Consider the following 20,560-nt stretch of genomic DNA (forward strand, 5'->3'; position numbering starts at 1 on the left):
AAACGGGTGAGCCCACACCGATCGGCGCCCTGCCCCTCGCTCCTGTCACACCACTCTCGTGGCCACAACGCGCCTTTCGCGTGCCCGAGACCGGTGGGCCCGGACGCGTCCACCCTCCAGGCCATGAAAATGGGCCGTCGGTGGGCACATCGATGCCAGAACTGCGCAGAATCAGGAAGGTGCCCACGTGGGAACCCGGGAAGACGTTTACCAGCTGCTCGAAGAGAAGATGCTGAAGTACGCCGACTACGCCGAGGTTCCGGTGATCGAGGTGGACGAGGTCGTTCTCTTCGAGGCGGTTCCGCAGCAGGGGGTGCTGCGGGTCGAGCACATCGACGCGGAGATGAGTGAACTCACCGGCCGGGCCATCTACGTGCGCCGCCCGGTGGTCGACATGCTCTACGCGGCCGGTCAGGAACTGAAGAGCCTCGACCGCTCACTGACGCTCCGCGTGGTCTACGGCTTCCGTGCGCTGGAGGTGCAGACCCGGCTGTTCGATGAGGCGAAAGAATCTCTGCGGCAGCAGTATCCGGACGAGAACGAGCTGACCGAGGCGGCCCACCGGCACGTCGCGGTGCCGTCGGTGGCGGGTTATCCGACGGGCGGCGCGGTGGCGGTTGAGCTGCTGCGCGACGGGGAGCCGGTCGACATGGGCACCCCGGTGATGCAGGCCGACCGCGACGCCTTCACCTTCTCGCCGTTCGTCTCCCGGGACGCCTGGGAATACCGGCAGTTGTTGCGCCGGGCGATGATGGCGGCCGGCTTCGCGCCCTTCGACGGCGAGTGGTGGCACTTTTCGTACGGCGACAAGGAGTGGGCGCGCTACTACCGCCGGCCCGGGGCGCTGTACGACCAGGTCTCGTTCGCGGATGCGCAGAAGGTCGACCCCGACGCCGACCTGGCTCTCTGATGCGCCCTGAAAGCTCCTACGGGTGCGTCGAAAGCGTGATCCGGACCGGCCGGGGGCCGTCCGGGAAGGCCGTGGTTCATACCCCGGCCGATGCTCTGCTAATCTACTCGGCGAGCCGGGATAGCTCAGTGGTAGAGCACCTGATTGTGGATCAGGAGGCGGGGGTTCGATACCCCCTCCCGGTACAAGTAGATCGTTCGTCGGTCTCTTCGTGCGCCGGGCTACCTCCCCAGCTCATGAGGAAGAAGGCACAACGATGACCGGCCTGGTCCGTCCGCAGAATCTCCGTGGATTCCGTGACCTGCTGCCCGAGGAGATGCTTCTCCGCAACGAGGTCGTGGCCCGCATCACCCGGGTCTACCAGTCCTACGGATTCGTACCGCTGGACACCCCGGTGCTGGAGAGCCTGCCCACGCTGCTCGGTAGTGGTGGCGAAGAGGCCGACAAGCAGATCTTCGTGGTTCGGGAGAACACGAAACCCGTTGTCGCCGAGGGCGAAGCCGCCCCCGTCGAGGTCGGTATGCGGTTCGACCTGACCGTGCCGTTCGCCCGCATCATCGCGCAGTACGCCCCGCAGCAGATCAAGCTGCCGTTCCGCCGCTACCACGTGGGCCCGGTCTTCCGCGCCGACGACCCGCAGCCCGAGCAGGGCCGGTTCCGGCAGTTCACGCAGCTCGACGCCGACATCGCCGGCAGCTCCACGGTGGCTGCCGACGCCGAGATCGTCGCGGTGATGAGCGCGGCCTTCGACTCCCTCGGCCTGGAGGGTTCCACCGGTTACTTCGTGCGGGTGAACAACCGCAAATTGGTGGACGCGTTCCTCGCCGGGGTGGGTATCGAGGACTTCGAGACGGCCCGGCACGTGCTGCGCGTGCTCGACAAGGCCGACAAGATCAGCCCCGAGGCGCTGCGCGCCGAACTGGGGGAGGGGCGCTTCGACGTCTCCGGCGACCGGATCCGGGGTGTCGGGCTGGCGGGCGACCTGATCGACGCGCTGCTGGTCTTCGTGGGCATCGGCAAGGACACCCGCAGCGAGACGCTCGACGCGCTCGAGGCCCTGCTGCCGGCCACGGACCAGGCCCAGTCCGCCGTGGCTGAGGTGCGTGAGTTCCTGTCCCACCTGGACGCGCTCGGGGTGAGCGAGGCCAGTGTGCAGCTCGACCCGAGCCTGGCCCGTGGTCTGGCGTACTACACCGGCACGGTCTACGAGGCCACGCTGGTCGGCGCCGGGGTCGGCTCGGTCGGTGGCGGTGGCCGCTACGACGGGCTGGTCAGCCGCTTCAGCGACGACCCGGTGGCCGCGGTGGGTGTCTCCATCGGAATCGACCGGCTGGTGACCGGCCTGGCCAACCTGGGCGTGGAGTTCGGTACGGCCCGCACCACGGCCGACGTCGTGGTGCTGGTGATGCCCAAGGTCGAGCCGGCCGAGGCCACCCGGGTGGCGGCGGAACTGCGCGCGGCCGGCGTCAACACCGAGCTCTACGTCGGTGAGTCGGTGGGCAAGGTGGGCAAGCAGCTGGCCTACGCCAACGCCCAGGGCTTCCGGGCGGCCGTGATGATCGGTGGCAACGAGGTCCAGGACGGCACCGTCACGGTGAAGAACCTGCAGGCCGGGGCCGAGTCCCGGGCCGCCATCGCCGACAACAGCGAGTACCGCGCGGCCAGGTCGGCCGGGCAGATGACCGTTCCGCGCGCCGATCTGACGGCGACCGTCCGGGAGATCCTGGGCGACACCCTGGAGGAGAAGGCATGAGCGACCGGCAGATCACCCTCGGCATCCCCAAGGGCAGCCTCCAGCAGAGCACGCTGGGCATCTTCGAGCGGGTCGGGCTGCAGTTCACCGGCGGCTCGCGCACGCTGTGGCTGAGCTCGAACGACCCGGAGATCGTGCCGGTCCTGCTGAAGCCGCAGGAGATCCCCATCTACGTGAAGTCCGGCCGTCTGGACGCGGGTCTGTCGGGCCGCGACTGGATCGTCGAGCAGGACGTGCTGCAGGACATCGCGGTGAAGGCGGAACTGCCCTTCTCCCGGCAGACCTCGCGCCCGATCCGCTGGGTGCTCGCGGTACCGCAGTCGTCGTCCATCAAGACCGTGGAAGACCTGCGCGCCGAGTGCGACCGCCGTCGTCTGACCGGCGACCCGTTCGTCATCTCCACCGAGCTCACCCGGATCTCCCGGATGTGGCTGGCCCGCCAGGGTGTCGACGCGCACGTGGAGTTCTCCTGGGGCGCCACCGAGGCCAAGGCGGAATACTTCGCCGACGCCATCATCGAGGGCGTGGAGACCGGTAACTCGCTGCGGGCCAACCATCTTCGTGAGGTCGCGGAGGTGTTCAGCTCGACCAACCAGTTCTTCGTCAGCCGCAAGATCTACCGTGACGACGAGTGGAAGCGGAACAAGCTCGACGCCGTCTCGCACCTGATCCGCGGCGCGCTGCGGGCCAACGACGTGGTCGAGCTGCGCGTGGTGGCCGACAAACCCCTGTCCCTGGAAGAGATCCTCGGACCCGACGCCAGAGTGGTCTCGGCGTCCGATGCCGTCAACGGACAGGGCTTCACCGCCACCGTCACGCTGCCCCGCGCCTCCGTGCCCTACGCCCTGCCCGCGGTGATCGCCGCCGGCGCGACCGATGCCTGGGTCTCGCCGATGTCGATCTACTACAGCCACGAGGCCGACGCGACCTCGAAGGCGGCGGCGGAAGCCCGTAACGCCAGCGCCAGCCTCCCCCTGGCCCCCGTGGCCCCGGGAACCGGCCTGGCCTAGGCCCCCCACGCACTCCTCCGTGATCATGCAAAACCTCCCCGGAGTTCTAGAACTTTCCAACCAGGAGTTCTAGAACACTGGGGAGGTTTTGCCTGATCACGAACAAGGGGTGGGTTTTTACAGGCGCGGGTCGACCGGCTCGGACTCCAGGGCCAGCACCGCGAAGACCGCCTCGTGCACCCGCCACAGCGGGTCGCCCGCCGCCACCCGTTCCAGAGATTCCAGGCCCAGCGCGTACTCCCGCAGGGCCGCTGACCGTTTACGGCCCACCGCACGGGACTTCAGCCGGCTCAGGTTCTCTTCGAGCAGGTAGTCGGGGCCGTAGATGATGCGCAGGTACTCCTTCCCACGCACCTTCAAACCGGGTTGCACCAGGCCGCGTTTGGTCCGGGTCAGGTTGGCCAGGGGTTTGACCACCATGCCCTCGCCGCCCTGACCGGTCAGGTCTTCCCACCAGGTCACGGCCTGGGCCACGGCGGTCTCGTCGGCGGGATCCAGCACCGTGCGGGCGGTGGTCCGGAACAGCGGGTCGGCGGCCACCAGCCGGTCGGCCAGGGCCAGGTGCCAGAGGTGGTCGCGGTCGTGGAAGGTCTTTCCCTCGCCGGCGAGCACCTGGAACGGTGCGATCCGCACACCCTCCAGGCCGTCGGTCGGCCAGACGTACCGCCGGTAGGCCTGGCGGAACGCGGTGGCCGCCTCCCGGCGTGCAGTGGTGTGGTTGCGCAGTTCGAGGAGTGACGGAACCCGTTGTGCCGCAGCGGTCAGCGCCCTCACGGCCGGGGGCAGCGAGGCTCCGGCGGCGGCTCCGACCGCGGCGTACTGCTGACGGATCAGGTCACCCGCCTTCAGCGACCAGGGCAGGATCTCGGAATCGAGCAGCAGCCACCCGGTCTCCAGCTCGTCCCAGATCCCCGTGCTCTCCAGAGTGGAACGCACGGTGGTGAGCAGGGTTTCGGTGTCGGAGTCGGAGAAGAACGGACGCCCGGTGCGGGTGTGGATCACACCGGTGCGGTCAGCGGGGAGACCGAAGCGGGCGGAGGCCACCCCGGCGTCGCGGCAGACCAGTACCACGGCCCGCGAGCCCATGTGCTTCTCCTCGCAGATCACCTCCGGCACGCCTTCCTTGGCGTAGGCGGCGAAGGCCTCGGTGGGGTGCTCCAGCAGTCCGGGCCGGTTGCTCGTCGGAGTCGGGGCCATGGTCGGCGGCAGGTAAAGCAGCCGGCGCGGGTCGATCGCGTAGCGGCTCATCACCTCCAGGGCACCGGCCGCGTTCTCGGCCGTGACCGTCACCCGGCCGTGGTGCCGGGTCTCCACCGACCGCTTGCCGGACACGTCGGCGAGTGTCAGGAGATCGGGGTCGCGGGTCGCGACCGGGGCGGCTGATGCGGCTGGTGTGGCAAGGGGTTTCGCGGGTTCGTACCAGACCTGCTCGGCCGGCACGCTGACGATCTCCTTCTCCGGGTAACGCATCGCGGTCAGGCTTCCCCCGAACGCGCACCCGGTGTCCAGGCAGAGCGTGTTGTTGACCCACTCCGGCACGACGGTCGGCGTGTGCCCGTAGAGCACCATGGCCCGGCCGCGGTAATCCTTCGCCCACGGGTAACGCACCGGCAGGCCGTAGCTGTCGGTCTCACCGGTGGTGTCGCCGTACATCGCGAAGCTCCGCACCCGGCCCGAGGCCCGGCCGTGGTAAGCCTCTTTCAGCCCGGCGTGGGCCACCACCAGGTTGCCGCCGTCGAGCACGTAGTGCGCGACCAGGCGGTCGCAGAAACTCGCGACCTCGGCCCGGAACTCCGGCGTCTCGGTCTCGAGCTGGGCCATGGTGCGCTCCAGCCCGTGCGTGAGCTTCACGTTGCGCCCGCTGAGCGCCCGCACCAGCTTGTGCTCGTGGTTGCCGCTGACGCAGAGCGCGTGGCCCGACTCGATCATGCCCATCACCAGGCGCAGCACGCCGGGGGAGTCGGGGCCACGATCCACCAGGTCGCCGACGAACACGGCGGTGCGCCCGGTCGGCGGCACGGCGTCGACCGGATGGCCGTCCGGGTCGAGCACCACGCCGTAACCGAGCTTGCCCAGCAGGCTCTCCAGCTCGGAGCGGCAGCCGTGCACGTCGCCGATCACGTCGAACGGGCCGGTACGGTCGCGTAGGTCGTTCAGCAGCGGCTCGCGCACGATCACCGCGGCGGTGGCCTTCTCCGGGGTGTCGAGCACGTGCACCCGCCGGAAACCCTCGCGGCGCAGGCCCTTGATCGAACGCTGTAGCTGGTCGGCCTGCCGGTGGATCACCCGGTCGCCGAAGGTGCGGTCGGGGCGCGCGGCGTTGCGTTGCAGGCAGACCTCCTGCGGCATGTCGAGCACGATCGCCACGGGCAGCACGTCGTGGTCGCGGGCCAGTTTCAGCAGGCTCGCCCTCGACTCCTTCTGCACGTTGGTCGCGTCGACCACCGTCAGCAGCCCGGCGGCCAGGCGCTTACCGGCGATGTGGTGCAGCACGTCGAACGCGTCGGTGGTGGCGTCCTGCGAGTTCTCGTCGTTCGAGACCAGGCCCCGGCAGAAATCGCTGGAAAGCACTTCGTAGCGGCCGAACTTCGCGGCGGCGAAGGTGGACTTGCCCGAGCCGGAGACCCCGACGAGCACCACCAGGCAGGTGTCCGGGAGGGTCAGGTGGTGGTCGGTCATCGGGACACCTCTGCGGCAGACGACGGGTCGAGAGTGAAGACGGCCATCTGGGTGGGCGGCCCGGCCTCGGGGTGTTCCGCCCCGATGCCCTGGAAGCGCACCGCGTATCCGTACTGCCCGGCCACGGCCGAGGCCCAGGCCTGGAAGGTCGCCCGGTCCCACTCGAAACGGTGGTCGGTGTGCCGGATCTGGCCTTCGGACATCCCGAAGTGCTGGTTGTGCTCCACGTTCGGGGTGGTCACGAGCACCACGCCGGGCCGGGCCGGACCGAAGACGCTGGAGGCCAGGGCCGGCAGCCGGGACTCGTCGACGTGCTCGATCACCTCGGACAGCACCGCCGCGTCGAAGCCGGCCAGGCCGGGGTCGGCGTAGACCAGCGACGACTGGCGCAGCTCGATGCGCTCGGCGGCGCGGTCGGGCAGATCGTCCAGGTGCAGCCGGCGCGCGGCGGCGCGCAGCGATCGGTGCGATACGTCCACGCCGAGAATGCGCTGGTACCGAGGGTTCTCCAGCAGCCGCCCGAGCAGCTTGCCCTCACCGCAGCCGAGGTCGGCCACGCTCCGGGCCTTACAGGCCTCCAGGGTCTCGAGGAGGGCGTCGAGACGCTGTGTGGCCAGGGGGACGCGGGTTTCCGAAGTGGCGGCCTCGTCGTCCAGGAGCTCACTCTCGGGGGGCGGGGCGTCTTCCAGCCCGGCGAACCGCTCGGCGGCGTCGTCGACCAGCCACCGCTGGTGGCGCAGATACCGCTCGGTGATCAGGGCGCGCTCGGGGTGGGTGGCGAGCCAGCCCTCCCCGGCGCGGACCAGCTTGTCCACCTCGTCGGCGGTGACCCAGTAGTGCTTGGCGTCGTCGAGCACCGGCAGCAGCACGTACAGCTGGCTCAGGGCGTCGGAGAGCAGTTGCTCACCGGTCAGCCGCAGGTCCACGTAGGGCGAGTCGCCCCAGCCGAGCTCCGGGTCCAGGGGCACCGGCGTCACCGTGCAGGTCCAGCCCAGCGGCTCGAACAGGCTGCGGGCCAGGTCCGAGTCGCCCCGGCAGGGCAGTGCCGGTACCTCGATCTCCAGGTTCAGCGGGGTGCCGGGCAGCTCCGGCCGCACGTCGCAGCGGCCCGAGATGGCAGTCTTGAACACCTTGCCGAGGGCGACGGCGAGCAGTGACGACGCGGCGTAGGGCCGGTCGTTCACGTACTGCGCGAGGGAGAAACCGTCTACCGGTCTCGAGCCGCGACCCCGTACCAGCGCGATCGGGTCGACCTCCAGCAACAGCGCCGCGGTGCAGGTCGTCGCATCGGCCCGGGGGTAGAACACATGCGCCGTACCGACGGGCAGGCCGAACTTCTGCGCGCGGTCGGGGTGCTTGTGCAACAGGTAGCCCAGGTCGGTGGCCGGGGCCTCGTCCCGGTCGCTGGTCGAGGTGATGGTCAGGAACACAGGCGCCAGTCTGTCAAGGCGGGGGCCTCAGGCCCACGCATTTTCGCCTCTTCCGGCCTGTTCATTGCTGATCACGGGCTTTCGACGAGCTCGCGCAGCACCGTGGTCCGGTCCTGGACCGAGATCCCGCAGCGGCGCACCTCCATGGCCCGGCTCCATGTGAGCTGGGCCTTTTCGGTGATCACGGGAGCTGGTGCCGGCCACGCCGGCGGCGGTGGTGGACTGCTGTTCGCCGGTCGCCGCAATGGTCTCCCGCGACTCGCGGATCCGGTCGACCAGCGTGTCGATACCCATGGCGAAACAAGTCCCCGTTCTCGGCCCCCCGGTGTGCTGAACGGATTCTCGGAGGCCCAGATGTCGATCTGGAGCCCTGACCGCCGGACCGTGCGGAAGAGCCGTTCGTCGACGCCCGGCCGTCCGGTCGGCCCGAAACCGGGAGGACCTCTTGCGCGCCGTATGCATCCGGTGCCTTAATGATGGCACTGAGTGCATCGGCGCCCTCACGAGCGCCGACCCTCCCCCTGTTGGGCACGCGAGCCGTGCGGTCTCCCTCCCCGGCGGGCCGTCTCGGCCTCACGAGAGGAGTCGGGCCATGACCAGCACCTTGTCCCCCACCCTCGGCGGTACCAAACACGCCGACACGCAGCTCTACGTGACCGCGACGCACAAGGTGCGGTCGACGTCCGGCAAGCCGCCGTTCGCCTGGGTGCCCTACGGGGTGCAGCACGCCTGGCCGGCCGGTTCCCGCAAGACGCTCTGCGGTGAATGGACCTCGGGCTGGACGGTGTTCTGGGAGCGCTCGTTCTCCGCCACCCCCCACGACGCCTGCCCCGCCTGCGTCGAGGCCAGTCTCCCGGAAGCCTCCCGCCGCCGCCTCGACCCGGCCCTGCGCCGCACAGCCTGAACTTCCCTAGTTCGTGATCATGCAAATCCCCCAGCCTTCGGCCGGGAGGTGCCCCCACTCCCCGGCGTTCTAGAACTCCTGACTCGACAGTTCTAGAACTCTGGGGAGGTTTTGCATGATCACGAAGGGGTTGGGCGGGGACGTAGGCCCGCACCTACCGGCGCCGGTGCGCCTTGGGCGCCCACCCGCGTCCTCCAGCAGGTATGTGGGGTGAGCCGGCCCTCGGTCTGCGCCATCGCCTGTTCTTGTTCGCCGGGTATGGTCACGGGCATGTCACGGGTTCCGCTCGTCCCTGGAGAGCAGACCGCCCCGGGCAGCCATCCGGACACCGGGCGGCGGATCGCGGCGGCGGCGTTCGAGCTGTTCGAGGCCCGCGGGTACGACGGCACCACCGTCGACGCCATCGCGGAGCGCGCGGGGATCGCCCGGCGCACGTTCTTCCGGTACTTCCGTTCGAAGGACGACGTGATCTTCCCCGATCACGACTCCCTGCTCGCCATGGTCAATCAGCACCTGATCGCGCAGACCGCGCTCGACCCGATCGAGGCGATCTGCGGGGCGGTGAAGCTGGTGCTGCTCAGTTACCTCGACGACCCGCAGGTCTCGGTGCAGCGGTACCGGCTCTCGCGCAGTGTCCCCGCGCTGCGCGACCGAGAGCTGGCCAGCGTGCAGCGGTACGAGCGCACGTTCAGCCGCTATCTGCGCGGCCGGCTCTCGGGCAGCCTGCCGGAGGCCCAGGTGGTGCTGCGGGCCGACGTGATCGCGGCCGCGGTCGTCGCCGCCCACAACGCCGTGCTGCGGGAGTGGTTGCGCGCCGGGGGGAACTACGACCCGGTGGCCGACCTGGACTCCTCGTGCGGCTGGGTGACCGCTACGTTCGGCGCCCGCACCGACCCGCCGCCGGTCCCCGTCGGGGACCGGGACGACGTGGTGGTGGCCGTGTTCCGGGCCGGGCAGCCGATGGACGACGTGGTCGCCGAGATCTCCCGGACGCTGCGTAAGACCTAGATGCGTGCGCGCCAGACGTCGTCGTCCGCGAGCAGCGCGGTGACCTCGGCGGGCAGGGTGCCGTTGGCGACGTCGGCGAGGGTGGCGCCCTCCAGCACGACGCGCATCTTGGCCCGCAGTGCCACCCAGATGTCGCGCAGCGCCGTGGCGGCGCCCGAGTAGGCGACGTCTTCCGGCCGCTCACCGGCGATGTTGGCCAGCGGGCCGTCGATCACCCGGATCACGTCGGCGATCTTGATCTCGGTCGAGGGCAGGGCCAGGCGGTAACCACCCTCGGCCCCGCGCCGGCTCTGCACCAGACCGGCCGTACGCAGCTCGGCGAGGATGTTCAGCAGGAACGGCAGCGGGATGCTCTGCCGTTCGGCCACGGTCTCGGTCTTGATCCACACACCCTCCGGGGCGGCGGCCAGCTCGAGGGCCGCCCGGACTGCGTAGTCGGTCTTCGCGGAGATGCGCACCAGGCCATTGTGCCGGTAGCCGGGGGATGGGCCGACCTGCTCGACCTGCTCGCCGCCCGGGTGTGGGGCTCTGCGAACCTGGTGGACATGACCAGGCGGCGTGTCGACCCCGAGCTCGTCCTCGTCGGCGTGGTCCTGCTCTGGATCGGGATGTTCCTGCTGGTCGATGCCGTGCCCGTCGCATCACTGCCGGTCAGCGAGCTGACCCGCCAGCTGGTGCTGGGGGTGAGTACCTGGGCGATGCTCGGCTACCTGCTGAGCCGCGAGAGCGTGCTGGTGCGCTGGCAGACCCTGCTGGTGGTGCTCTTCGCCTCGATCGTCGAGTACACGTTCTCGCCGCTGCTCGAGGCCTACGTGTACCGGATCGGCACCGTGCCGCTGTTCGTCCCGCCCGGCCACGGCCTGGTCTACCTGGCCGCGCTCGCCCTCGGCCGCAGCCGTCCGCTCCGGGCCCACCCGCGGTTCTTCGTCGGTGCGACCGCGCTCGTGGGCGGGGCCTGGGCGGTGCACGGCCTGGTTCTCGCGCAGCGGCAGGACGTGCTCGGGGCCTTCTGGTTCCTGTGCCTGCTCGGGTTCCTGGTCTGGGGCCGGGCCCGGCTGCTCTACGTCGGGGCCTTCGTCGTGGTGACCTACCTGGAACTGCTCGGCACCCACCTGAACACCTGGGCCTGGGCGCCGTTCGACCCGGTGCTGGGCGTGATCGGCCAGGGCAACCCTCCCTCGGGCGCCGCCGGTGGGTACGGCTGGTTCGACCTGTGGGCCACGTTGCTGGCACCCAGACTTCAGGCCGGGCTTCAGGTGCTGGTGAGCAGTCCCAGGGTGTCGGCGTGGAGGAGGCCGTTGGTGGCCACGGCGCTGCCGCCGAACGGGCCGTCCTTGCCCTCCACCGAGGTGAACACGCCGCCGGCCTCGACCACGATGGGCACCAGCGCGGCCATGTCGTACAGCTCCAGCGAGGGTTCGCAGGCGATGTCCACGGCGCCCTCGGCCAGCAGCATGTACGACCAGAAGTCGCCGTAGGCCCGGGTCCGCCACACCGTGCGCATCAGCTCGGCGAAGTTGTCGCCCAGGCCGCGCTCGTCCCAGCCGCCCAGCGAGGAGTAGGAGAGCGAGGCGTCCTGCAGTTCGGCGACGCCCGACACCTGGATGCGCCGGGCCTTGGTCAGGCTCCGCCCGGTCCAGGCGCCCGTGCCCTGGCTCGCCCACCAGCGCCGCTGGAGGGAGGGGGCCGAGACCAGGCCGACCACCGGCGTCCCGTTGTCGACCAGCGCGATCAGGGTGGCCCAGACGGGTACGCCCCGCACGAAGTTCTTGGTGCCGTCGATCGGGTCGACGATCCACTGCCGGGGGCTGTTCCCGGTCACGCCGAACTCCTCGCCGAGCACCGAGTCGCGCGGCCGCGTGCGCTTGAGCTGGGTGCGGATCATCTCCTCGGCCGAACGGTCGGCGTCGCTCACCGGGGTGAGGTCGGGCTTCGTCTCCACCCGGAGGTCCGCCGCCTGGAACCGGGCCAGCGTCACCGAGTCCACCTGGTCCGCGAGCACGTGTGCAAGGCGGAGATCGTCTTCATAGCCCACAGCCGCCGACGGTACAGCCCCTTGGTCACGCGAAGGTCACGGTGGTGAACACTGCGATTACTGGGAAATGGCTCAGGAATTCCTGTGTCCGGGCCGAGTAGGACCAGGTACTAGAACCTTTGATACATCGCCGAGAATTGATTGAGGGTTTAAGCTTCTCGCCATGTTCGATCTCATCAACGGTCTGCCGGTCCACGCGCTCGTCGTCCACGCCGTCGTCGTGCTGCTGCCGCTGATGTCGGTGGTCACGGTCGCATTCGTGATCCGTCCCCGCTGGCGCCGCGAGCTCCCGTGGGCCGTGCTGGGAAATCTTCTCGCCGCCGCCGCGACCTACGCCGCCCTGGAATCCGGCGAGAAACTCCAGGCCCGTCTCAGTAATCCGGGTTTCGAGCCGGTGGCCAAGGACCACGGTGATATTGCGCAGTACCTGATTTACTTCGCGATCGCGCAGTTCGTGGTCTCGCTCGTCGTCTGGCTGCTACTGCGCACCCGGGACGAGGCCCCCCGCACCTCCACCCCGAAGCTGGCGACCTCGATCGTGCTGACCCTGGCGGTCGGCGTCGCGGCGATCGCCTGGACCTACCGGGTGGGCGACAGCGGCGCCAAGGCAGTGTGGAAAGACTCGATCGCCTCGACGAATCAGTAGTCGGGCGTTCCCACCCGCGCCCGCAGGAGTCGCCTGAACGACTCCAGCCGGGCCGGGCCGGACGCCCCGGCCCGGCCCTCGGCCACCCACGCATCGAGCCCGCACTCCGGCTCGTCGTGGGTGCAGCCGCGCGGGCACTCGTCGGTGCCGGCCTCCAGCTCCGGGAAGGCCCCGACCAGACGGTCGGGGTCGACGTGCCCCAGGCCGAAGGACCGCACGCCGGGGGTGTCCACCACCCAGCCGCCGCCGGGCAGTCGCAGGGCGACCGCCGAGGTGGAGGTGTGCCGGCCCCGGCCGGTCACGTCGTTGACCCGGCCGATCGCCCGGTCGGACCCGGTCAGGGCGTTGACCAGGGTGGACTTGCCCACGCCGGAGTGGCCCACGAGCACGGTGACGCGCCCGGCCAGGCGTTCACGCACGGCGTCGAGCCCCTGGACGCCCTCGCCGGAGCGCCGGGAGACCAGCCAGGGCACGTCGAGCGCCGCGTACTGGGCCGTGAACTCCGCCGGGTCGGCCAGGTCGGCCTTGGTCAGCACCAGTAGCGGGTCGAGCGAGGCGTCGTAGGCCGCGACCAGGCAGCGGTCGACCATGCGCGGGCGCGGCACCGGGTCGGCCAGCGCGGTGACGATGGCCAGCTGGTCGGCGTTCGCCACGATCACCCGCTCGACCACGTCGGTGTCGTCGGCGCTGCGCCGCAGCAGGGAGGTGCGCGGCTCGACCCGGACGATGCGGGCCAGCGAACCGGCCGACCCGGTCACGTCGCCGACCAGGCCCACCCGGTCGCCGACCACCACCGCGGTGCGGCCCAGCTCGCGGGCCTTCATCGCGGTGATGACCAGGTCGTCGGCCTCTTCACTGCCGAAACCACCCAGCAGACAGCCGAACCGGCCGCGGTCGACGGTGACGACCTGGGCCGTCACGGCGTCCGCGTGCAGCGGGCGTTCCTTGGTGCGGGGACGGTTCCCCTTGGGGTTGGGCCGGAACCGGATCTGGGACTCGTCGTCCTGGCCCCTCCGCCGGGGACTCACCGGTGTCCGGTGCCGTCCGGACCGGTCAGCATCCGCTCCCAGAGTTGCGTGAACTCGGGCAGGGTCTTGGCGGTGGTGCCGATGTCTTCCACGCTGATGCCCGGCACCTTCAGCCCGATCACCGCACCGGCCGTGGCCATCCGGTGGTCGGCGTAGCTGTGGAACACGCCGCCGCGCAGCGGGGCCGGCTTGATGATCAGGCCGTCCTCGGTCTCGGTGACGTCGCCGCCGAGCCGGTTCAGCTCGGTGGCCAGGGCCTTGAGCCGGTCGGTCTCGTGGCCCCGCAGGTGCGCGATGCCGCGCAGGTGCGACGGGGTACCGGCGAGCGCCGCGATCGCGGCAACGGTGGGGGTGAGCTCACCGGCCGCGCTCAGGTCGGCGTCGAGGCCGTAGACCTCGCCGGTGCCGCGCACGGTCAGCCCGTCGCGGTCGAGGGTGACGTCGGCACCCATCTCGTCGAACAGGTCGCGCAGGTGGTCGCCCGCCTGGGTGGTGTACTGCGGCCAGCCCGGGATCGTCACCTGCCCGCCCGCGACCATGGCCGCGGCCAGGAACGGCGCGGCGTTGGAGAGGTCGGGCTCGACCATCACGTCGAGGCCGCCGACCCGGCCGGGCTCGACCCGCCACACGTCGGGCTCGGAGTCGTCGATGACCACGCCGACGTCACGCAGCGCCTCGACGGTCATCGTGACGTGCGGCTCGCTGGGCACCTGACCGCCGATGTGGCGCAGGGTCAGGCCCTCCTCGAACCGGGCGCCGGCCAGCAGAAGCGCGGAGACGAACTGGGACGACGCCGAGGAGTCGATCTCCAGCGTGCCGCCCCGCACCGAGCCGGTGCCCTTCACGGTGAACGGCAGACGCCCGCCGCCGTTGTCGTCGACGTCGATCCCGAGACCGCGCAGGGCGTTGATGATCGGGCCCATCGGCCGGACCCGGGCGTGCGGATCACCGTCGAAGAAGATGTCGCCGTCGGCCAGGGCCGCGATCGGCGGCACGAAACGCATGACCGTGCCGGCCAGGCCGACGTCGATCGAGGCCGGGCCACGCAGACGCCCAGGCGTGATCAGCCAGTCGGCGCCGAACGCCCCGGTGGCGCCCGCGTCCTGGAGGTCGGTGCCCAGGCTGCGCACGGCCTCGGCCATGAGCAGCGTGTCGCGGGACCGCAGGGGAGCGCGCAGCCGGGACGGCTCGTCGGCGATCGCGGCCAGCACCAGATACCGGTTGGTGAGCGACTTGGAACCGGGCAGGAACACCGTCGCGGAGACCGGGCCTTCCACGGTCGGGGCCGGCCAGTTCTCTGTCGCCTCGTCGCTCACCGGGGTACTCATCGTTTCGCTCGCGCCACTTCCGTCATCGCCTTCACCGTTAACACAGGTATCGAGCGACGAGACTATCCGCCGTGAGCGTGCGGAGGCAGCCCCGTGTCCCCGGGCTCGTGCAGCCCGGGGAGCACACGCCCTAGACGTGCAGGCTGTCACCGGCCTTGCGAGCCGCCTTCTGGGCCTTGGCGTACTGCTTGGCCGTGACCTTCTCGGCCTTGCGGCGGGCCCGGCGGCTGGTCTTGCCGGCGTCCTTCGCGGCCTGCTGAGCGGCCTTCCTGGCCTTCTTCGTGGCCTTGCGGCCGGAGTCGCGCACCTCGATCAGCGACTCGGACGCGTCCACGCGCGCCTCCCGCACCGCGACGGCGGCGGCCTTGCGGGCCTTGCGGCCGCGGTACGCCACGCTGGGTTTGCCCTGCGTGTCCACCGTCGCCAGCAGCGCGCCGCCGATCAGGCCGAGCGTCTTCACGAACGTGGCCTGCTTCTCGCGACGCAGCGTCGGGTCCTTCTCCTTCCAGAAGGGCTCGATCGGCTGCACCACGGGGGCGGTGGCCACGATCGCCAGCGCGGAGAGCCGCGGCAGGCGGCCGACGGCCAGCAGCGAACCCGCGACGGCCGTCACGGCACCGGCGGAACGCACGACCATCACCGGGTCGTTCGGCAGGCGCAGGGGCCCCGAGACCTGGTTCAGGACCGGCTTGGCGGCCTCGGCGTGGGAGGCGGGATGACGCGCGACCTCGACCCCGGACTGGATCAGGGGAGCGGCAAGCAGGGGGCGGGCAATACGGCGGACGATCGTCATGGTCCTTTGCTACTCCTGATCGCCCTCCGACGCGAACGGACAGGCCGGAAAAGCACCTAAATCAGCACCGGTTCACAGCCCGGCGCGGCGTTTAGGCTGGATCACATGTGCGGACGGTACGCGTCGAGTCGCGGTCACGAGGAGCTCGTCGTCGAGTTCGAGGTCGAGGAGGACCATCTCGACGATCCCCGGGCGGTGGAGGCGAAGTACAACATCGCGCCCACCGACACCGTGCCCGTGGTGATGGAACGGATGGAGAAACCGGCGCCCGACGAGTCCGATGTGGATGCCCTGGTGACGGCTGCCCTGGCCAACGATGCGCAGCACGACGCCCGGGCGGTGCGGCAGTTGCGCCCGCTGCGGTGGGGTCTGGTGCCGTCGTGGAGCAAGGACGCCTCCGGGGGCGCCCGCATGATCAACGCCCGGCTGGAGACACTGCTCGACAAACCCGCCTTCAAGAAGGCCGCGCTGTCGCGGCGCTGCCTGGTGCCGGCCGACGGCTGGTACGAGTGGCAGGTCAGCCCGACCGAGAAGGATGCCAAGGGCAAGCCCCGCAAGCAGCCGTTCTTCATGAGCCCCGCCGACGGTTCGCCGGGCCTGGCCCTGGCCGGGATCTACGAGTTCTGGCGCGACCGGGCCGCGGACCCCGACGGCCCGGTCGCCTGGCTGGTCACCTTCGCCGTCATCACCACCGCCGCCGAGCCCGGTCTGGACACGATCCACGACCGGATGCCGCTGGTGCTGCCGAAAGACCGCTGGGCCGCCTGGCTGGACCCGGGCGTGAAGGCCGCCGCCGACGTCCACAATCTGACCATTGACCTTCCGGCGGGCCGATTCTCGGCGCTGCCGATCACCACCCGGGTGAACTCCGTGCGCAACGACGGGCCCGCCCTGCTCGAGCCGGCCCCCGCCGACAGCCTGATCGGCGTGGTCGACCCGGCCACCGGGGAGTTGCTCGGCGGTCCGGTCGAGGATTCCCTGTTCTGATGGCGAGCCGAGTGATTGAGGACGAGGCCGAGCGTCCGGTGGGGGAGCTCGCGTCGGTCGTGGTCGAGATCCCGACCGGGACGGGCCCGGCCCGCGCCCACCTCTGGACGCCGGACGGGCCGCCGGTGGGCCGGATCGTGCTCGGGCACGGAGCCGGGGGCGGTATCGGTGCGGCCGACCTGGTCGCGGTGCGCGATCGGGCCGTGGCCGCCGGCTGGCAGGCCGTGCTGGTCGAGCAGCCCTGGCGGGTGGCCGGCAAGAAGGTCGCCTCGCCGCCGCCCCGGCTCGACATCGGCTGGAACGCCGTGATGGAGGCTCTGCCCGCCCTGCCCGGGGTGCCCCTCGTGGTCGGGGGCCGCAGCGCGGGGGCCCGGGTGGCCTGCCGCACCGCCGCCGCCCACGGCGCCCGGGCGGTGCTCTGCCTGGCCTTCCCCCTCCACCCGCCCGGCCGTCCGGAAAAATCCCGGGCCCACGAACTGGCGCTGCCGCACGAGGCCGATATCGACGTGCTGGTGGTGCAGGGGCACCGCGACGCGTTCGGCTCCGGGCCCGACATCGCGGCGCTGGAACTGCCCGGCGTCGAGGTCCGCGGCGTCGAAGGTGATCACTCTCTGAAGAAGTACGGACCGGTCGCGGACGCGGTCGCCGACCGCCTGCCCGAATGGGCCAGGGCGTGGCCAACCGCGGTCGACGGAGCGGAATGACCTCCCGGCTTCGTGCGTTGTGACCACTGCGAAAGTAATCATCGGCCCGTGGGCCCGGGCGTGTCGGAGAATCCAGGCAGGTGGGTTCGTGACCTTCGGTGACCGTTACGTAAATCCCTCATGACAGCAACCGTGATCGTGACGGCGGGGTTGTTCATGGGCGTCCGCGAAGAGTGAGGAGTGCGCCGTTGCTACTCGTGACGACGGTGGAAGAACGGTCTTCCGGGACCAATCAGTCGTCCGGCCAGTCCACAGGGCGAACCTGGGCGGGAAAAGCCGCTCCGGTGCAGCTAGGCTCGTCGGTGATGGATGCCCAAGCGGGTCGCGCACCGGCGACTGAGAACCCCGAGGAGCGGTCTGCCCGCTTCGAGCGGGATGCCCTGCAGTACCTGGACCAGCTCTACTCGGCGGCCCTCCGGATGACGCGTAACCCCGCGGACGCCGAGGATCTCGTCCAGGAGACCTTCACCAAGGCGTTCGCGTCCTTCCATCAGTACCAGCCGGGCACGAACCTGAAGGCCTGGCTGTACCGGATCCTGACGAACGCGTACATCAACACGTACCGCAAGAAGCAGCGCGAGCCCCAGCAGGCCCAGACCGACGAGATCGAGGACTGGCAGATCGCGCGGGCCGGTTCGCACACCTCGGCCGGGCTGCGTTCCGCCGAGGCCGAGGCGCTCGACCGGCTGCCCGACTCGGACGTGAAAGAGGCTCTGCAGCGCATCCCCGAGGAGTTCCGCATCGCGGTCTACCTCGCCGATGTCGAGGGCTTCGCCTACCGGGAGATCGCCGAGATCATGGGCACCCCGATCGGCACGGTCATGTCGCGGCTGCACCGCGGCCGACGGCAGCTGCGTGACCTGCTCGAGGAGTACGCTGCGGAACGCGGCTTCGTCGCCGCGCGGTCAGAGGATGGTGCGGCATGAGCAGCTGCAATGAGCCCGACTGTTCCAAGGTGCTCGACCAGGTCTACGAATACCTGGACGGTGAGCTCGGCGAGGCGGATCTGGACCAGATCCGCCAGCACCTCGACGACTGCTCGCCCTGCCTGCAGCAGTACGACCTCGACGTAGCGCTCAAGGCCCTGGTGCGCCGTTGCTGCCGGGAGACGGCCCCCGCCGACCTGCGCGACCGCATCATGATCAAGATTACCGAGGCCCGGATCGAGCTGAACGGCTAGGACCTGTCCAGCCGGCCCACCGGTTGCCCCACAGTAGGCGATGATCCGCAGGACAGGACCTAGAGCCTGGCCCGTACACACAGAAGGCGTTGCTCCCGTGAGGGGGCAACGCCTTCTGTGTGTTTCGCTGATGCGCGTTGGCTCAGGCGTTGGGACGGCGACCGTGGTTGGCCGCGCTGCCCTTGCGCGAGCGGCGCTTGCGTCCGCGCTTGCTCATGGCACTTCTCCTTCACTCGACTACCCGCCATCATTTCATGCCCGGGCCGGTGCTCCGGCCAGGCCGGGATGGAGCAGGGATCGAGCCGGGACCGGGCGGCCTTGACCCGGGATTCTCAAGAGTTGCTCAGGACGGCCGATCGAAGTACCCGTGAGCCGCCCTCCTGTCTCCGTGGTGCCCTTCCTGCGGGCCCTGTCCGAGCTGTACGGCTCGGACCTGCACTGCAAGGTCGGTTCGCCGCCACGCATCCGGATCGACGGCAAGCTGCGCCGCCTGGACGTGCCCGCGCTCTCCCCGGCCGACACCGAGGCGATGGTGGCCGAGGTGCTGCGGGACGACCTGCGGGCGCAGTTCCAGAGCACCAACGAGGCCGACTTCGCCTACTCCCTGAGCGGCGTCGGCCGGTACCGGGTGAACGCCTTCCGCCAGCGCGGGTCGGCCGGCCTGGTGTTCCGCCGCGTCAACGTCGGCGCGATCCCGCTCGACAAGCTCGGCGTGCCCGACGTGATCGGCCGCCTCGCCCTCGAGCCCCGTGGCCTGGTACTGGTCACCGGCCCCACCGGTTCGGGCAAGACCACCACGCTCGCCGGCATGGTCGACAAGATCAACACCGAGCGCGAGGTGCATCTCGTCACCGTGGAGGACCCGATCGAGGTCCTGCACGAGGACAAGCTGGCGATGGTCAACCAGCGGGAGGTCCGGGTGGACACCCAGGACTTCTCGGTGGCGCTGCGCGCGGCGATGCGGCAGGACCCCGACGTCATCCTGATCGGTGAGATGCGCGATCAGGAGACGGTGCACTCGGCGCTGTCCGCGGCCGAGACCGGTCACTTCGTGATGTCCACGCTGCACACCCAGGACGCCAAGGAGACCATCTCCCGCATCATCGACTTCTTCCCGCCGCACGAGCAGAAGCAGGTCCGGCTCTCATTGGCCGGGTCGCTGCGCGGGATCATCTGCCAGCGCCTGGTGCCACGGGCTGACGGCTCGGGCCGGGCGCTCGCGATGGAGATCTGCGTGAACACCGGGCGCATCTCCGAAGCCATCTCCGACCCGGACAAGACCAGCACCATCACCGACCTGATCAAGGAAGGTGCCTTCTACGGGATGCAGTCGTTCGACATGCACCTGGTGGAGCTGATCCGCGACGGGGTGGTGAGCCTGCACGACGGGATGGCCGTGGCCAGCAACCCGCACGACCTCACCGTGGAACTACGCCGGCTGGGGCTGGTGGCCTAGGGCCTGCCCTGCGGCCGGCGAGGGTCCGTAGGAGATGGACGGCGGGGTCCCGTTCCGCCCTCCACCTCCTACGGGCTCACCCGGTCTCGTCGTCGTGACCAGGGAGCTGGGGCGTTGAGACTGCCCTCGCAACGCCCGATTGGTCCATTATCAAGTTGTTACATTTAAAGCGCGACTCGTAAACACTGTGGCGTGGGTCACTATGGCCAGAATTCATCCCACGTTTCCGGAAACGACAGCGCCCGGTGGGTCCGATCGGACCCACCGGGCGCTGTCGCGTGCTCGAAAGACTCAGGCAGCAGCCTTGGTCTCCCAGAAGATCGTGCTGATCTCGTCGATCTTGGCCAGCAGCTGGTCGGCCACGGCCTCGTCGGTGCTGCCCTTCGTGCCACCCGCACCGGCGAGCTTGGTGGCCTCGTTGAACAGGCCGTGCAGCTGCGGGTACTTCTCGAAGTGAGGGGGCTTGAAGTAGTCGGTCCACAGCACCCAGAGGTGGTGCTTCACCAGGTCGCTGCGCTCCTCCTTGATCGAGATCGCGCGCTCCTTGAACACCGAGTCGTCCGAGGCGTTGAACTTCGCGATGCAGGCCTTGACCGACTGGGCCTCGATCTTGGCCTGGGCCGGGTCGTAGACGCCACAGGGGAGGTCGCAGTGGGCGCTGACCTCGACCGCGGTGAAGGCGTTGAGGAACCGCGAGAGCATGGGTACT

20 protein-coding genes and 1 tRNA gene are annotated in these 20,560 nt (G+C 70.0%); 12 read left to right on the forward strand and 9 right to left on the reverse strand.

Going from position 1 to position 20,560, the window contains the following annotated elements; genetic code table 11:
* Window positions 1-187 precede the first annotated feature (187 nt).
* From LR393_RS00090 to hisG, 4 genes are all read left to right on the forward strand, one after another.
* Window positions 188-910 (forward strand): M15 family metallopeptidase, encoded by a 723-nt coding sequence (locus LR393_RS00090; protein WP_231480755.1) that lies wholly within the window; start codon window positions 188-190, stop codon window positions 908-910.
* 114 nt (window positions 911-1,024) lie between these two features.
* Window positions 1,025-1,095: transfer RNA gene (locus LR393_RS00095), tRNA-His, on the forward strand.
* 71 nt (window positions 1,096-1,166) lie between these two features.
* Window positions 1,167-2,663 carry a histidine--tRNA ligase gene (gene hisS / locus LR393_RS00100; RefSeq protein ID WP_231480756.1) on the forward strand — a complete coding sequence of 499 codons (1,497 nt, stop codon included), beginning with the start codon at window positions 1,167-1,169 and terminating at the stop codon, window positions 2,661-2,663.
* Entirely contained in the window at window positions 2,660-3,673 is a 1,014-nt protein-coding gene (gene hisG, locus LR393_RS00105) for an ATP phosphoribosyltransferase (RefSeq protein ID WP_231480757.1), read from the forward strand. The genes hisS and hisG overlap by 4 nt, the downstream gene beginning before the upstream one ends.
* Window positions 3,674-3,790: 117 nt before the next feature.
* Here hisG and LR393_RS00110 read toward each other — a convergent pair whose 3' ends face one another.
* The gene (locus LR393_RS00110) at window positions 3,791-6,352 is read right to left on the reverse strand and encodes a polynucleotide kinase-phosphatase (RefSeq protein ID WP_231480758.1); all 2,562 of its coding nucleotides are present in this window, start codon (window positions 6,350-6,352) and stop codon (window positions 3,791-3,793) included.
* Window positions 6,349-7,782 carry a 3' terminal RNA ribose 2'-O-methyltransferase Hen1 gene (locus LR393_RS00115; RefSeq protein WP_231480759.1) on the reverse strand — a complete coding sequence of 478 codons (1,434 nt, stop codon included), beginning with the start codon at window positions 7,780-7,782 and terminating at the stop codon, window positions 6,349-6,351. Before LR393_RS00115 ends, LR393_RS00110 begins: the two co-directional genes overlap by 4 nt.
* Window positions 7,783-8,374: 592 nt before the next feature.
* On the opposite strand from LR393_RS00115, the gene LR393_RS00120 reads away from it, so the two are divergent.
* Window positions 8,375-8,686: a hypothetical protein gene (locus tag LR393_RS00120; RefSeq protein WP_231480760.1), complete on the forward strand. Its 312-nt coding sequence runs from the start codon at window positions 8,375-8,377 to the stop codon at window positions 8,684-8,686.
* Window positions 8,687-8,956: 270 nt separating this feature from the next.
* Entirely contained in the window at window positions 8,957-9,694 is a 738-nt protein-coding gene (locus tag LR393_RS00125) for a TetR family transcriptional regulator (RefSeq protein ID WP_231480761.1), read from the forward strand.
* Here the strand turns inward: LR393_RS00125 and LR393_RS00130 are convergent.
* Together LR393_RS00130 and hisN are read right to left on the reverse strand one after the other, a co-directional pair.
* A complete protein-coding gene (locus tag LR393_RS00130; RefSeq protein ID WP_231480762.1) occupies window positions 9,691-10,152 on the reverse strand; it encodes an RrF2 family transcriptional regulator in 462 nt (153 codons plus the stop codon). The two genes, LR393_RS00125 and LR393_RS00130, sit on opposite strands and share 4 nt — an antisense overlap.
* Before the next feature lie 794 nt (window positions 10,153-10,946).
* Window positions 10,947-11,696 (reverse strand): histidinol-phosphatase, encoded by a 750-nt coding sequence (gene hisN, locus LR393_RS00135; protein WP_331282889.1) that lies wholly within the window; start codon window positions 11,694-11,696, stop codon window positions 10,947-10,949.
* 196 nt (window positions 11,697-11,892) lie between these two features.
* Between hisN and LR393_RS00140 the strand changes: the two genes are divergently transcribed.
* Window positions 11,893-12,375, forward strand: coding sequence for a DUF2231 domain-containing protein (locus tag LR393_RS00140; RefSeq protein WP_231480764.1), 483 nt, complete (start codon window positions 11,893-11,895; stop codon window positions 12,373-12,375).
* Here the strand turns inward: LR393_RS00140 and rsgA are convergent.
* From rsgA to LR393_RS00155, 3 genes are all read right to left on the reverse strand, one after another.
* The gene (gene rsgA / locus LR393_RS00145) at window positions 12,369-13,403 is read right to left on the reverse strand and encodes a ribosome small subunit-dependent GTPase A (RefSeq protein ID WP_231480765.1); all 1,035 of its coding nucleotides are present in this window, start codon (window positions 13,401-13,403) and stop codon (window positions 12,369-12,371) included. The two genes, LR393_RS00140 and rsgA, sit on opposite strands and share 7 nt — an antisense overlap.
* Complete coding sequence (aroA, locus tag LR393_RS00150; protein WP_231480766.1) at window positions 13,400-14,731, reverse strand: 3-phosphoshikimate 1-carboxyvinyltransferase; 1,332 nt, start codon at window positions 14,729-14,731, stop codon at window positions 13,400-13,402. Before aroA ends, rsgA begins: the two co-directional genes overlap by 4 nt.
* Window positions 14,732-14,861: 130 nt before the next feature.
* The gene (locus tag LR393_RS00155) at window positions 14,862-15,524 is read right to left on the reverse strand and encodes a DoxX family protein (protein ID WP_231480767.1); all 663 of its coding nucleotides are present in this window, start codon (window positions 15,522-15,524) and stop codon (window positions 14,862-14,864) included.
* Between the two features lie 105 nt (window positions 15,525-15,629).
* Between LR393_RS00155 and LR393_RS00160 the strand changes: the two genes are divergently transcribed.
* The 4 genes from LR393_RS00160 to rsrA all read left to right on the forward strand — a co-directional run bounded on the left by LR393_RS00160 (window position 15,630) and on the right by rsrA (window position 18,395).
* The gene (locus tag LR393_RS00160; RefSeq protein ID WP_231480768.1) at window positions 15,630-16,511 is read left to right on the forward strand and encodes an SOS response-associated peptidase; all 882 of its coding nucleotides are present in this window, start codon (window positions 15,630-15,632) and stop codon (window positions 16,509-16,511) included.
* The gene (locus LR393_RS00165) at window positions 16,511-17,215 is read left to right on the forward strand and encodes an alpha/beta hydrolase family protein (protein ID WP_231480769.1); all 705 of its coding nucleotides are present in this window, start codon (window positions 16,511-16,513) and stop codon (window positions 17,213-17,215) included. The genes LR393_RS00160 and LR393_RS00165 overlap by 1 nt, the downstream gene beginning before the upstream one ends.
* Before the next feature lie 188 nt (window positions 17,216-17,403).
* The gene (locus LR393_RS00170) at window positions 17,404-18,141 is read left to right on the forward strand and encodes a sigma-70 family RNA polymerase sigma factor (RefSeq protein ID WP_407937280.1); all 738 of its coding nucleotides are present in this window, start codon (window positions 17,404-17,406) and stop codon (window positions 18,139-18,141) included.
* Window positions 18,138-18,395, forward strand: coding sequence for a mycothiol system anti-sigma-R factor (rsrA, locus tag LR393_RS00175; protein ID WP_231480771.1), 258 nt, complete (start codon window positions 18,138-18,140; stop codon window positions 18,393-18,395). The genes LR393_RS00170 and rsrA overlap by 4 nt, the downstream gene beginning before the upstream one ends.
* A 142-nt stretch (window positions 18,396-18,537) precedes the next feature.
* On the opposite strand, the gene LR393_RS36835 is transcribed toward rsrA, so the two are convergent.
* Window positions 18,538-18,612 carry a 50S ribosomal protein bL37 gene (locus LR393_RS36835; RefSeq protein WP_370449906.1) on the reverse strand — a complete coding sequence of 25 codons (75 nt, stop codon included), beginning with the start codon at window positions 18,610-18,612 and terminating at the stop codon, window positions 18,538-18,540.
* A 150-nt stretch (window positions 18,613-18,762) separates the two neighbouring features.
* On the opposite strand from LR393_RS36835, the gene LR393_RS00180 reads away from it, so the two are divergent.
* Entirely contained in the window at window positions 18,763-19,851 is a 1,089-nt protein-coding gene (locus LR393_RS00180) for a type IV pilus twitching motility protein PilT (protein ID WP_231480772.1), read from the forward strand.
* 291 nt (window positions 19,852-20,142) lie between these two features.
* On the opposite strand, the gene sodN is transcribed toward LR393_RS00180, so the two are convergent.
* Window positions 20,143-20,553 (reverse strand): superoxide dismutase, Ni, encoded by a 411-nt coding sequence (gene sodN / locus LR393_RS00185; protein WP_231480773.1) that lies wholly within the window; start codon window positions 20,551-20,553, stop codon window positions 20,143-20,145.
* Window positions 20,554-20,560 lie beyond the last annotated feature (7 nt).

Source organism: Kineosporia mesophila (assembly GCF_021129235.1).
Lineage (GTDB): Bacteria > Actinomycetota > Actinomycetes > Actinomycetales > Kineosporiaceae > Kineosporia > Kineosporia mesophila.

Bases quoted from the DNA above. Each gene is read 5' to 3' on its own strand.
- hisS (WP_231480756.1), top strand. From the start codon at position 1,167: ATGACCGGCCTGGTCCGTCCGCAGAATCTCCGTGGATTCCGTGACCTG.
- hisG (WP_231480757.1), top strand. From the start codon at position 2,660: ATGAGCGACCGGCAGATCACCCTCGGCATCCCCAAGGGCAGCCTCCAG.
- LR393_RS00110 (WP_231480758.1), bottom strand. From the start codon at position 6,352: ATGACCGACCACCACCTGACCCTCCCGGACACCTGCCTGGTGGTGCTC.
- LR393_RS00120 (WP_231480760.1), top strand. From the start codon at position 8,375: ATGACCAGCACCTTGTCCCCCACCCTCGGCGGTACCAAACACGCCGAC.
- LR393_RS00125 (WP_231480761.1), top strand. From the start codon at position 8,957: ATGTCACGGGTTCCGCTCGTCCCTGGAGAGCAGACCGCCCCGGGCAGC.
- LR393_RS00140 (WP_231480764.1), top strand. From the start codon at position 11,893: ATGTTCGATCTCATCAACGGTCTGCCGGTCCACGCGCTCGTCGTCCAC.
- aroA (WP_231480766.1), bottom strand. From the start codon at position 14,731: ATGAGTACCCCGGTGAGCGACGAGGCGACAGAGAACTGGCCGGCCCCG.
- LR393_RS00155 (WP_231480767.1), bottom strand. From the start codon at position 15,524: ATGACGATCGTCCGCCGTATTGCCCGCCCCCTGCTTGCCGCTCCCCTG.
- LR393_RS00160 (WP_231480768.1), top strand. From the start codon at position 15,630: ATGTGCGGACGGTACGCGTCGAGTCGCGGTCACGAGGAGCTCGTCGTC.
- LR393_RS00165 (WP_231480769.1), top strand. From the start codon at position 16,511: ATGGCGAGCCGAGTGATTGAGGACGAGGCCGAGCGTCCGGTGGGGGAG.
- rsrA (WP_231480771.1), top strand. From the start codon at position 18,138: ATGAGCAGCTGCAATGAGCCCGACTGTTCCAAGGTGCTCGACCAGGTC.
- sodN (WP_231480773.1), bottom strand. From the start codon at position 20,553: ATGCTCTCGCGGTTCCTCAACGCCTTCACCGCGGTCGAGGTCAGCGCC.